This window comes from Sorangium sp. So ce321, assembly GCF_051530195.1.
GTDB lineage: Bacteria > Myxococcota_A > Polyangia > Polyangiales > Polyangiaceae > Sorangium.
This window is the reverse complement of record NZ_CP150329.1, coordinates 951,582-964,001: the sequence shown is the minus strand read 5'-3', so window position 1 is coordinate 964,001 and position 12,420 is coordinate 951,582. Positions and strand designations below refer to the sequence as shown.

At 74.7% G+C, this 12,420-nt stretch carries 10 protein-coding genes; 3 read left to right on the top strand and 7 right to left on the bottom strand.

Annotated features, from left to right (window positions below):
- Positions 1–2 precede the first annotated feature (2 nt).
- The 3 genes from WME89_RS03735 (at position 3) to WME89_RS03725 (ending at position 5,164) form a co-directional block, all read left to right on the top strand.
- Positions 3–2,222, top strand: a complete 2,220-nt coding sequence (locus WME89_RS03735) for a poly(ethylene terephthalate) hydrolase family protein (RefSeq protein ID WP_438007889.1) — start codon at positions 3–5, stop codon at positions 2,220–2,222.
- A 144-nt stretch (positions 2,223–2,366) separates the two neighbouring features.
- A complete protein-coding gene (locus WME89_RS03730) occupies positions 2,367–3,638 on the top strand; it encodes a glycoside hydrolase family 2 TIM barrel-domain containing protein (RefSeq protein ID WP_438007888.1) in 1,272 nt (423 codons plus the stop codon).
- A 113-nt stretch (positions 3,639–3,751) separates the two neighbouring features.
- Positions 3,752–5,164 (top strand): metallophosphoesterase, encoded by a 1,413-nt coding sequence (locus WME89_RS03725; RefSeq protein ID WP_438007887.1) that lies wholly within the window; start codon positions 3,752–3,754, stop codon positions 5,162–5,164.
- Positions 5,165–5,621: 457 nt separating this feature from the next.
- On the opposite strand, the gene WME89_RS03720 is transcribed toward WME89_RS03725, so the two are convergent.
- The 7 genes from WME89_RS03720 to WME89_RS03690 form a co-directional block, all read right to left on the bottom strand.
- On the bottom strand, positions 5,622–6,230 hold the full coding sequence (locus WME89_RS03720; protein ID WP_438007886.1) for a DUF2914 domain-containing protein: 609 nt from the start codon (positions 6,228–6,230) through the stop codon (positions 5,622–5,624).
- A gap of 180 nt (positions 6,231–6,410) precedes the next feature.
- Entirely contained in the window at positions 6,411–7,718 is a 1,308-nt protein-coding gene (locus WME89_RS03715; protein ID WP_438007885.1) for a multicopper oxidase family protein, read from the bottom strand.
- 1 nt (position 7,719) lies between these two features.
- Positions 7,720–9,189 (bottom strand): TolC family protein, encoded by a 1,470-nt coding sequence (locus WME89_RS03710; protein ID WP_438007884.1) that lies wholly within the window; start codon positions 9,187–9,189, stop codon positions 7,720–7,722.
- The gene (locus WME89_RS03705; protein ID WP_438007883.1) at positions 9,179–9,490 is read right to left on the bottom strand and encodes a hypothetical protein; all 312 of its coding nucleotides are present in this window, start codon (positions 9,488–9,490) and stop codon (positions 9,179–9,181) included. Before WME89_RS03705 ends, WME89_RS03710 begins: the two co-directional genes overlap by 11 nt.
- 28 nt (positions 9,491–9,518) lie before the next feature.
- On the bottom strand, positions 9,519–9,902 hold the full coding sequence (locus WME89_RS03700; protein WP_438007882.1) for a cupredoxin domain-containing protein: 384 nt from the start codon (positions 9,900–9,902) through the stop codon (positions 9,519–9,521).
- Positions 9,903–10,101: 199 nt separating this feature from the next.
- Complete coding sequence (locus WME89_RS03695; protein ID WP_438007881.1) at positions 10,102–10,737, bottom strand: RNA polymerase sigma factor; 636 nt, start codon at positions 10,735–10,737, stop codon at positions 10,102–10,104.
- A gap of 106 nt (positions 10,738–10,843) precedes the next feature.
- On the bottom strand, positions 10,844–12,349 hold the full coding sequence (locus WME89_RS03690; RefSeq protein ID WP_438007880.1) for a L,D-transpeptidase: 1,506 nt from the start codon (positions 12,347–12,349) through the stop codon (positions 10,844–10,846).
- Between the last annotated feature and the right edge of the window lie 71 nt (positions 12,350–12,420).

Here is a 12,420-nt window from a genome sequence, read left to right as displayed (position 1 = left end):
CCATGCCCACCACGATCAGCGGCTTCTTCCTGCAATGCGCGCCGCGCGGCGCGCTCGAGCTCGTCGTTCCCGCCGCCGAGGCGCCGTTCGGCGTCGAGCACCACCGCCGCGAGGAGGCCTCCGGGCCGTGGCGCCGCGCGGCGACGTTCGGCAGAGATCTCGGCCCGATCGGCGCTGTATCGCTCATCCAGAGCAACTTCGGCGACCCGGGCAACCTCGAGGCGGTGGCGCGCGCCGGGGACAGGCTGGCGGCCTTCTGGTGCGCGCCCGGGAGCGAGCCGTCGTGGAGCGAGCCGCGCTTCTTCGCGGAGGGCGCGGCCGGCGACCCCGCGCTGATCCAGGGCGGCTTCGGGGGCAGGGGCAACTTCGAGCTCGTGGTCCCGCACGCGGGCGGCGGGCTCGCGCACTACTTCCGCGACAACGACACAGCGGAGCTCGGCTGGCACGGTCCGGCGATCTTCGGCGCGGACCTCGGGAGGTTCGAGGCGGTCGCGATGATCCAGCGCGCGGTCGACGCGCCGGGCGCGCCAGCCGCGCCGGGCGACCTCGAGGTCGTCGCGCGCACCGGTGATCGCCTGCTGATGTTCTGGCGCTCTCCCGGGTCCGGGACGGCGTGGCAGGGCCCCGAGGAGGTGGTCTCCGGGGTCCGGGGGACGCCGGCGCTCTTCCGGAGCGCGTCCGGCGGAGAGGGCGCGCTCGAGCTGTTCTCGCCGCTCGCGGGCGTGGGGCTCGCGCGGTGGTGCCGCGCCGACGGCGCCCGGGGGGCGCGCTTCCGCGGGCCGACGGTGTTCGCCACCGATCTGGGCCGGTGCGAGGCTGTGTCCGCGATGGAGAGCCGTCCGCTCGGGCGGATCGAGCTCGCCGTGCGCGCAGCGGGGCAGGTCGCCCACGTCGTGCGCGACGGCGAGCTCTGGTCGCGGCGCGCGGTGGGCCACGGCGGGTCCCCTCCCCTCTCGGCCGCCCCGTCTCCGACAGCGCCGCCGCCTTCTGCGCCGCCGACCGAGTCCTCGCCTGCTGCGGCGCCTGCCACGCCCTCGCCTGCTGCGGCACCTGCCACGCCCGCGGATACGCCCTCGCCTGCTGCGGCGCCTCCCACGCCCGCGGACACGCCCTCGCCTGCTGCGGCGCCTCCCACGCCCGCGGACACGCCCTCGCCTGCTGCGGCGCCTCCCACGCCCGCGGACACGCCCTCGCCTGCTGCGGCGCCCCCCTCGCCTGCTGCGCGACCGCCGCGCGCGCCGCTCCCCACCAGCGCTCCGCCGCAGCTGCGCGCCGGGCCGCACCGGGCGGGGTTCCGGCGCATCGGCGGGCTCTCACTGTCGGCGGACGCCGGCTACCCGGACCTCTGGCCGTTCGAGGGCGCCGTCTACCGCTGCCCCGCGCGGAGCACCGCGCTGCTCTACTACCCGGCGTCGGCGGACGGCGAGGAGGCGCCGCTCTCGCCGGGAGGCCCGTTCCCCGCCATCGCGATCGCCCACGAGCGGCGCCTCGCCACGAGCGCGGCCGCCCCCGGGTCGCCCGCGGACATCGGCCAGGATCATCGCCAGCTCGCCGGCGTCATGGCGCACCTCGCGCGCTGGGGCTTCGTCGTCGTCGCGCCGGATCTCTCGTGGCTCGCGCCGGACGACGCGCCCCAGCGCCGCGCCGCGGTGCTCCGGGACGCGCTCTCGCACCTCCGGGCCGGCTCGCGGGGCCCGCTCCTGGCCGACTTCGATCGGGTGGGGCTCCTCGGCCACGGGCTCGGCGCGCAGGCCGCCCTCGCGCTGACGCTCGACGCCGCTTGCCCGTTTCACATCCGCGCCCTCGCGCTGCTCGCGCCCGCGGGCGAGCCCGCGCGATGGCCGGCCATCGACGCGCTCGCGCCTCGCCCGGTGCTCCTCGTCCGCGGCACCGCGGACCCCATCGCCGCCGACGTCCCGGCCGCGATCTACGAGAGAGCCCGCGCCCCCAAGCACCTCGTTACCCTGCCCGGCGCGAGCCACTTCGGTTACACGACGTCGCTCGGCCTCGCCGAGCCGCTCGACGGCCCCGCTGCGCTGTCGCGGCGCGAGCAGCAGGCGATCGCGATGGGCTACCTCGCCGCGTTCTTCAACGGCTACCTCCGGGACGCGCGCGGGTGCCTCGACGCGCTCACGGGCAAGGCGTCGCTCGAGGGGCTCGAGGCGCGCGAGATCCAGGTGAGCGCGGAGATGCCAGGCAGCAGCGCCGGACTCCAGGGCTGACCGCGCGCCGCCGGCGCAGCCGCTCCTGCTCGAGAACGTTCCGCTTCCAGTCCTGTGCTGGCCCGGAAAATCCGCGGCTCTCGAGCATCGGACACGCGCCAGCCCATGTTGCAGGCGCCGCGGGAGACGGCGAGAATGCCGGCGATGATCAAGGACGCACGGGTGGAGCTTCAGGCCTCGATGTCTCGTGCCGCCGGGACACGCAGCGACCGCGTCCGGCGCGCGCTCGCGTGCGGCGCCTGCCTCCTCGGGGCGCTGACGAGCTGCGGAACGAAGAGTCCGCCGCAGGCTCCCCTCGACGGGTCAGGCGGCTCCGCCGCGTCGAGCGGCTCGAGCGCATCGACTGGCTCGGACGCATCGACTGGCTCGGACGCATCGACTGGCTCGGACGCATCGACTGGCTCGGACGCCGGCGGCGCCGGCGGCGCCGGCGGCGGCACGCTCCCCGATACGGGGGCGGGAGGCTCGGACCCCGCTGCGCCGGGCGTGACGATCGCGGGGCGGCAGATCCTCGTCGACGGGACCCCGTTTCACATCCAGGGGGTGTGCTGGAATCCGGTGCCCCGCGGCGGGATGCACCCGGCGAACCTCGATTATGGCGGAGCGGCGAGCCAGGATATCCCGCTGATGGCGGGCGCCGGGATCAACGCGGTGCGGACCTATGAGCCGCTGATCGATCGCGGCGTGCTCGATGCCCTGTATGCGGCGGGCATTCGCGTGCTCAACACCGTGTATCCTTACGGAGGGAATGCCCCAGGGAGCGCGGGCGAGCTCGCGGCGGCCGTGAAGGACCACCCGGCCATCCTCATGTGGGTCATCGGCAACGAGTGGAACTACAACGGGCTCTACGTCGATCTGCCGCACGATCAGGCGCTCGCCCGGCTGAACGAGGCGGCCGCTGCGATCCGGTCTGTCGATACGGCGCACCCGATCTCCACCATCTACGGAGAGCTGCCGTCCGCGGAGACGGTGTCCGCGATGCCGGACATCGATGTGTGGGGCGTGAACGTCTACCGCGGGCTCGGCTTCGGCGACCTCTTCGAGGAATGGGCAGCGCGCTCGGGCAAGCCGTTCTACGTCTCCGAGTACGGCGCCGACGCCTGGAACGCCAATATCGGCGCCGTGGACACCGACAGCCAGGCCGAGGCCGTACGCACGCTGACACAGCTCATCTGGGACAACGGCTCGGCGCACACGGCGGACGGGACGTGCGCGGGAGGCACGGTGTTCGAGTGGGCCGACGAGTGGTGGAAGGACGCTGGGGGGAGCGCCAGCGCTCACGACGTCGGCGGCATCGCGCCCGGCGGCGGGCCGCACCCGGACCAGACCTTCAACGAAGAGTGGTGGGGGCTCGTCGATATCGACCGGACACCGAGGCCCGCGTACGACGAGCTCGCCCGGATCTTCGGGCGCTGAAGCGCCAGCGCTCCTCGTCATGGCGCGCTCGTCGGCCCCGTTACGCGGGCGGTCCGGCGCCGGCGCGCGCTGGCGGCCGGGCGCACGCGTGGAGCGATGCTATTTTCCGACGCGTGTACCAGCTCGGCACGCTCGTCGTCACGCTCGTCAACGGCCTCATCGGCCTGATCTTCTGGCGGCGGCTCCGGGCGGCATTCCCGCGGCACGGAGCGCTGATCAACGGGGTGTGCGCCGCGGGCCTGCTGCTGGTCGCGCCCCCGGCGCTGCTCATGACCGTGGCGAGCTGGTCCGGGCTGCGCGCCCTCCAGCGCCACGTGCCCGAGCCGCTGTTGCTGATCGCCATGGGCGCCCAGGTGGGCCTGCTCCTGTACGCGCTGCTCCTCGGGATCGCCGCCGTCGCGCGCACGGTGTACCGCGCGCTCCGCGGGCGCCAGCGAGCCGCAAGCGCCCGCGCGGCCACCACGGAGGCCCGGGCCGTCACCGGCGCTCGGGCCACCACGGATGCTCAGGCCACCAACGACGCTCAGGTCATCACGGGAGCTCAGGCCACCAACGACGCTCGAGCCACCACGGATGCTCAGGCCACCGCGGGCGCTCAGGCCGCCAACGCGCCAGAGGACACCAGGACTCCGCCGGAAGCCATCGACGAAGGCCGCCGTCGCCTCGTCGTCGGCGCGACGTGGGCGCTGCCGGCGGCGGCGATCGCGGTGTCGATGGGCGGCGTGCTCGCCTCGCGGCAGCGGCCCGTCGTGGTGAGGGTCGCCCTGCCGGTGCGGCGCGAGCTCACGAGCCTGCACGGCGTCACGCTCGCGCAGCTCAGCGACGTGCACGTCGGCAGCTTCATGGACGCGGAGCGGCTCGACGAGCTCCGCGACGCCATGAACGCGCTCCGCGCGGACTTCCACGTCATCACCGGCGATCTGCTCGATCACCACGTCTCGCAGCTCGAGCTGTCCACGCGGCTGCTCCGGGGCCTGCGCCCCGCCCGGGGGCAGATCTTCTTCTGCATGGGCAACCACGAGTACATCGCCGCGCGGTCGGCCAGCATCGGGGCGGTCGCGAAGGGCCTGGAGGAAGCGGGCGCCCAGGTGCTGGTCGACGAGGCGCGGGAGGTCCGCCTCGGCGGCGACCGTCTGTGGATGGGCGCCATCGACTACCCGAGCCGCGCGCGCCCGGGAGAGCCCGCCCGGCGCCCGACGCTCGACGGCCTGCATCGAGCGCTCGGCCAGATGCAGGACGACGGCGCGCCGCGCATCCTGCTCAGCCACCACCCGGGCACCTTCCGCGCCGCGCGCGAGCTGCCCTTCGACCTCATGCTGTCTGGCCACACGCACGGCGGGCAGATCTCGCTGGGCCGGATCGGCGATTACGCCCTCACACCGATGTTGCCCGCCGGCCTCTACCACAATGGGCACTACGAGCACCGCGGCCGGCAGCTCCACGTCAACGCCGGCGCCGGCGGCTGGCTGCCCGTGCGCATCAACTGTCCGCCGGAGATCACGCTGGTCGAGCTCGTGCCCACCTGACGCGCCCGGAGCGCGGGCTCTCGCCGCCCCCCCATGCGCGCGCTCTGCAGCGCGGCCCGGAGGGGTCCCGCCCCGCTGCGCGTGCTCGGCACTGCGCTCCGGAGGGGGTGCCGGACCCGTGCGCGCGCTCCGCACTGCGCTCCGGAGGGGTCCCGACCCCCCTGCTGGCACAAGATCGAGCCCTTTCAGCAGGGAGATGGCACAGAAAACCGCCCCATGCAGCGCGTATTGGCACAGATCCGCACCGAAAAACGCTCCACAACGCGTCGGAGAGGGGTCCGGACCCCGGTGTGTCGCAATGCATTGCGGTTGAGCCAGTGTCCGACCCCCCTCGAGTGGCACAGATTGGGTCGACCGGGTGTACCTGGACGTCTTCGAGCAGGGCGCGGCAGGCGATGGGCCGCCGGCGGCGCCCTGACCGCCGAGACTGGACGTCGCCCGCGCCCGGCCGCCTCGGCTACAGCGTCACCTCGAACGGCGCGCGCGCGAGCTCCTCGCCCGCCTCCGACCGCACGATCGCCGTCCACTCCCCCGCCTTGCGCGCCCCGCGCGTGAACGCCCACGTGCGCCACCGCGGCGACGGGCCGACCCCGAGCGTCACGTTCCCGACCGGCGCGCCGCCGTCTGGCGGGACGAACGCGACGGTTATCTCCCCTTCGGCCTCGCTCCGGTTCTCGAGCTCGATGAAGGCATAGAGTCGCTCCGTCTCCGGCGCGCGGAACGTCGTCCCCGGCGCCACCGGCTCGCGGTCCTTCACGCCCGCGGCGACAACGAGCCGCTTCACCTTCAGCTCCGCCGCGCCCCTCGCCTTCTCCTTGCGCTCCTTGACCCCCGCGGCGGTCGCGTCCGGCGCGGGCGCCGTCACCGTCGCAGGCGCCATCACCGGCGCGGCAGGCGGGGCCGCGGGCGCCGCCGCGACGGCGACCGGCTCGGGGCACTGCGTCGCCGCGGGGCTCGCGGCGGCGGCCGGCGCCGGGGGCCGCGCGTCGTGCCGCTCACCGCAGCCAGCGAGCGAAACCGTGCAGAGCGCCAGAAACATCATCCGTCGAGCCATCTTCGTCGCCATGGAAGTACTCCTCCGTGCTCCGGGGCGTCCCCGTCTCGGCGATCGATATGGCAAGTCGCGGACCGCTTCCGGACCGCTGGATTCGTCGAGGATCGCGGCCGGGCGTGTGGTCGCCTGACCGCGCCGTGTGTCCAGGCCCGGAGAACACCCGCCCGCGAGAGGCCGCGGGCGGCGACAACGTCACCCGCCAGGCTTCCCTCCCGCCGCCGGATCGATCCCGTCCGCCCGCATCCGCTCCACGCTCGCCGGACCGGCCACCGTGCCGGCCGGGTGCGCGTACCAGCCGTTCGGGTCCGCCTTGTCCGGGTCGTCGCGGACCTTGAGCACCGTGAACATGCCGCCCATGTCGATGTACGAGAACGGGCCGGCACCCCCGCGCATCGGCAGGCTATTGGCGGGCATCGCCATCGGCATCTCCCCCATGCCGCCCATCCCCGTCGTCCCCATCGTCATGTAGCCAGGCATCACGCGGCTCATCCGCCGATCGAGCGTGCGGGTGTCGGCGCCGACCATGTTCGGCAGGCCATGACCCATCTGCATCATCGTGTGATGGGTCATGTGACAGTGCACCGCCCAGTCGCCCGCCTCCTCGGGGACGAACTCGATGACCCGCGTGCTGCCCACCGGCACGAGGACCGTGGTCTCCGGGTACTGCGCGGACTCGGGGACATACCCGCCGTCCGTCGCCGTGAGCTGGAACGACAGGCCATGAATGTGGATCGGATGGTGATCCATCGGGCCGAGGTTCCCGAGGCGGACGCGCACGCGCTCGCCGCGGCCGACGAGCAGCGGCGACGTCGCGGGGAACGACTTGCCGTTGAACGTGAGGACGTTGAAATCGCTCATCGCGTTCGGGTCCGGCCGGCGCGCGCCCGCGTTGATCTTCCACTCGTGCGTCATCAGCACGAAATCCCGGTCCACGCGCGGGCCGCGAGGCCGCTTCGGGTGCACGACGAACATCCCCACCGCGCCCAGCGCGATCTGGGTCATCTCGTCGAAATGCGAGTGATACATGTACGTCCCCGGATACCGGAGGACGAACTCGTAAACATACGTCTCCCCGGGCGGGATCGGGCGCTGGTTGAGCCCGGAGACCCCATCCATGCCGTTCGGCAGCACCAGGCCGTGCCAGTGGACGGTCGTGGCCTCGGGCAAGGAGTTCGTCACGTAGATGCGCAGCCGATCGCCCTCGACCGCCTCGATCGTCGGGCCAGGCGTGCTCCCGTTGTAGCCCCACACCTCGCACTTCAGGCCGGGCGCGAACTCGTGCTCGAGCGGGCCCGCGACGAGGTGGCCGACCTTCACGCCGTCCACCACCCGGAGCGGGAGCGTGCTGCCGTTCGGCGTCACCACCGCCGGCTGCGCCCCGGGCGCCGACGCCCGGCGAGGCGGGGCGCCCGGGCGCTCCTGCGCATGGGCGACGCCGCGCGTGATCAGGGCGGCGCCGGCCGCCAGGCCGCCCGCGTGGATGAAAGAACGTCGATCCATGTCAGTGCCCTCCTTCGCCGGTGCCCGAGGCCCTCGGCATCGCAGCGGGGGCCTCCGCCCCCCCAGCCTCGACGCGGCGCCCCGAGAGGAGCGCGTCGAACGCGGCCTTCGCCGTCCAGTACTCGCGCAGCGCCTCGACCGCCGCGAGCTCGGCGTCGAGCTGCTCCCGGTGCGCCTCCAGCAGCTGGAAGACGCCGACCTGCATCGCGTTGTACTGGAGCAGCGTCTGCTCCAGGACCCGCCTCCGCGCGGGGACGATGACCCGCTCGTGCTGCCGCGCCCGCGCGTGCGCGGAAACGAGCCGGCTGCGCGCCTCGCGGAGCGCCGAGCGGATGTCGATCGCGCGCCCGTGGTAGCGCTCGAGCAGGCCGTCGAACTCCGCCGTCTGCGCCGCCTCGGCGCCCCGCTGGCGGTTGAAGAGCGGGAGCGACAGGCGGAGCCCCGCGCCGAGGACCCAGGGGTGGTCGGCCCCCACCTCGCCGCTCCCGGGGAGCTCCCGCTCGCCATGGACGCCGACCGACATGTCCGGCACCCAGCCCTCGGCCCGCAGCGCGCCGGCGCGGTCGGCCGCCGCGTCGAGCCGGCTGCGCAGCTCCGCGAGCTCGAGGCTCGCCCGCAACGCCCGCGCCTCCGCGCCCGCCGGCGTCGAGGGCGCCGCGGGCGGCCGCGGGAGCGCGCCGGCCATCGTCCAGGCGGTCGACGCGCCGGACAGGCCGAGCAGCCGGTTCAGCCGCTCGCGCTGCGAGAGGAGCTCCAGCTCGATCTGGGCGGCCGTGACGCGGGCCTCCTCGTAGCCCGCCTCCTGCGTCGCCACGTCGAGCTCCGGGACGTTGCCCGCCGCGAACAGCGCGCGCGCGGCGTCGCGGGCGGCGGCGAGCGCGTCGAGCGCGCGGTTCGCGATGCCGAGCCGCTGCTCGGCGGCCTGCGCGGCGTAGAACGCGGCGCGCACCTGGTAGCCGAGCTCGACGACCGCGCCGGCCGCGCGGTAGCGCGCCGCCTCGTGCTCCGACCGCGCCGCCCGCGCGCGGAGCGGCGCCAGGAGCGCCGAGGTCAGGTCGATCTCGACCGAGAGCTCGACGTGCGCGTGCTCGAGCCCCTCCTGCCGCGGCGTCACCTCGACCTCGATCTCCGGGTTCGGCAGCGCGCCCGCCTGCTCGATGTTGCCCCGGGTCACGCCGATCTCCTTGAACGTGGCGCGCAGCTCGCGGTTGTTGAGCAGCGCGACGCGCACCGCGGCGTCCGCGGTGAGCGGCCGCTGCGCGAGCGCCCGCGCGTCGCCGGCCGGCTCCGGATCGACCTCGGCCGACGTGGCGCTCGGCGGGAGCGCCGCGCCGGAGAGGTGGCGGACCCGCGCCATGTCGGTGGCCGGCGAGGGGACGGCGCAGCCGGCCGAGAGGGAGAGCGCGACGCCCGCCGCGAGCGGCAGGAGGCGCGCGGCGAGGGCGCGCGATCGCGGGCGTTCAGTGCGCATGGACGGGCTCCGGGGTCTGCGGCGGCGCGTGGCCTCGATGGTGGTGGTGCTGGTGAGGATCGGCCCCAGCGCCCGGCGTCTTCGCCGGCTCCAGGCCGACCCAGCCGGCGGCGGGCGCGCCCGGCAGCGGAGGGTCCTCCGAGAGGGCGACGCCGATCCGCGGCGTGGGGGCCTCCGCGGCCTCTGGCGAGGCGGCGGACGACGCGGGGAAGCTCGCGGGGCGGCTGCGCGGGGCGCAGCCGGCCAGCGCAGCGACGGCGAGCAGCAGGGCGTTCAGCCCGGGGAGGCGAGGTGCATTCATGGGAGCCGCTCCAGCGTGGGCAGTGCGATCACTTGCGAGGCTCGACGACGATCACGCCCCGCAGCATGTTCATGCCGCATTTGAACTCGACCTCTCCAGGGCTCAGCGCCGGGAGGTCGATCACCACCGGCACGTCCGTCGGCAGCTCGCGCCGGATGTCGAGGGAAGCGAGGACGATCTCCCGCGAGCAAGGCGAGTAGTCCCGCCGGATCAGCTTCAGGCGGACCCGCTCGCCCTCGGCGACGACGATGCGGCTCGGCTTGTAGCCGCCGTCGACCACGATCTCGATTTCCCGGACCGCCTGCGACGAAGGGGCGGGAGCCTCGGCCGCGGCGCGCGAGACGAGCAGCGAGGGGGCGAGGAGCGAGGCGGCAGCGAGACCAGAGGCGACGAGGAGACGCGTCATGAGCATGGGACACCTTCCGTTCGGGGTTCTGCACGGCCGACGCGCGCGGCGCGGGGGTATTACACGCCTCGCGCGGCTCGTGGATCACACGCCGTCGCCCGGGCTTACGAATGGCCAGGCGAGGGGGTGGCTCGGCTCACCGGGCGGCTCCGCCGGGCTGCCGCTGGGCCGTCCGGTCGGCTCCGCCCGGCTGCCGCGGGGCCGGTCAGCGCCCGGCGCCGTGAGAGCAGCCGCCCGCCGGCGCGGGCGCCGCGTCCGCCGGGCGCGGCCCGCAGGAGCAGTCGAGGCACCCCTCGGCAGCGCAGGCGCCGCACGTCGCGGCCACGCGCTTGCGGAGCGCCTCGCGCGCGCGGAAGAGCCGCACCGCCGCGTTGTTCGGGGTGATCGACGCCTCCTCGGCGAAGGCCTGCACCGAGAGGCCGTCGATCTCCACGCGCTGGAGCGCGGCGGCGTACTCGGGCTTCAGCACGCCGGCGAGCCCCCGGACGCACTGGCACACGGCGCGCCGCATCTCGACGTCGGGCTCGACCGCCTCGTCGAGCTCGGCCGCCAGCGCAGCCATCGCGCGCTCCGACGCCCCGCGGCGCCGGTAATGGTCGATCACGGCGTTCCGGAGCGCGCGGTAGAACCAGGCCGTGACGGACTCGTCGCTGCGCAGCTCGCCGATGCGGTCGATGCCGCGCGCGAAGGCCTCCTGAAGGATGTCCTCGGCGACGGCCTGGCTGCCCACCCGGCGCTCCAGGAAGCGGCGAAACTCGCTGTACCCCTGGACGAGGGTGGCGACGGCGTCACCCGACATCGCGCGCTCGACGTCGCTATCGGGACGCTCCGACTCGCTCATGACCCGAAGCTAACCTCGCCCCCGGTCCGACGCTACACGCCTCTGTCGTCTGACGGCCGCGCTGGAGCCGCCTGGCCTGTGGCCCTCGGCTGAATCCGCGCGCCGGTCAGGCGTGGATGTACACGAGCGTGCCGCCCTTGTCGTTGAACGCGGCGTGCCACCCCTCGGGCACGGCGGGATCGGTCCACTCGAACAGCCACGCGGCGTCGGCGGGCGCGAGGTTCACGCAGCCGCTGCTCCGCACCTTGCCGAACGCGTCGTGCCAGTAGACGCCGTGCAGCGCATAGCTGTTGTGGAAGTACTGGACATAGGGCACGTCGCGCAGGTCGACGGAGGTCTCGCTGAGATCGTCGCCGTCCATCGTCGCCGTGACGTGCTTCTCGCGGACGAAGAACGTGCCCTGCACGGTGGCGCTCGTGGTCGCCGGGTCGCCGAGCTCGCCCCGGCCCGTCGAGACGAGGGTGGCGAACACGGGGCGCGTGCCCTCGTAAGCGACCAGCATCTGGAGCTCGATCGAGATGTCGATCCACTTCCTGCCGCGCGCGGCGTGCCCCCAGAAGTCGCGGCCCAGCCGGGCGACGCGCAGCGCGGAAGCGGGGATCCACACGCCCGCGTCGGTCTCGGCATAGGCGCCGCCGGCGGCCGTCTTGCCGGTGAGCACCCAGCCGGAGCGGTGCGCCGCCCAGCCGTCCGGCTTGAGCTCACCCGAGGCGTCCGGCTTCAGCGTGCGCACGCCGTGGTGCATGACGAACGCGGGGGTGCCCTCGGTCTTCACCTCCACGCCGCGCATCGCCGTGGGAACGACGGCCGAGGTGCGATCGATCGGGATGAGATCGAGCTCGGTCGTCAGGCCGAAGCGCCGCCCGGTCCACTCGAACGTCGAGATCAGGCCGAACGCCGAGTCGGGCCGCGCGCGCCCGCGGTGCGCGGGGAACCGGACCTTCTCGGCGGCCCCGAACGGCTTCGGCAGGTCGCGGCGGCTCGCGAAGAAGGGCGTGAGCGCGTCAGGCTCGCCGAGGAGCGCCTCGTCGCGGCGCGACCAGGCAGGGGTACCCTGGCTGCGCGAGCGCCCCTCGACGCGCCGCTGCTCCGCCTCGCTCGGGAGGTGGACATAGAGGTGCGGCGGCGGCTTGCGCGAGACGACGTAACGGTACGGGTACGGCTCGCCGCGGCGCGGGCCGGCCGGCGTGGCGGCGACGATCTCGTGGCCGAGCTCGAGCGAGGCGCCCCGGCCGACGCACACGAAGCCGCGCGGGTGCACGGCGTACCAGCCGCCGGGACACCCGTCGTCGCCCGACGGCGCCGCGGCGCGCTCGACCAGCGCGCCGGCCCTCAGGTAGCCCAGCTTGGCCGCGCGGCGCTCGGGCGCGGCGTACACGAACGTGCGCATCGCGATGCTGGCGAGCCTGTCGCCGCGCCCGGGCCGCAGCGCCTCCCGCGCCGCCGCGGGCTCGGCCTCGCCGCCCGCGCCGCCGTCGAGCGGCTCCGCCGCGACCGCGGCGGCCGCAGCGACGAGCGCCGGGTCCGGGGCCACCGCCTGCGCGGCGGCCGAGCGCCCCGGCGGCTCCTCGCCTGGGCCGCAGGCCGCCACGAGCGCCGACGCAGCGAGCACCGACGCGCGCCACAGCCGAGCCAGGCCACCGCGGCGCCGCGCGCGCGCATCCGGGGAAGAGCAAGCCATGA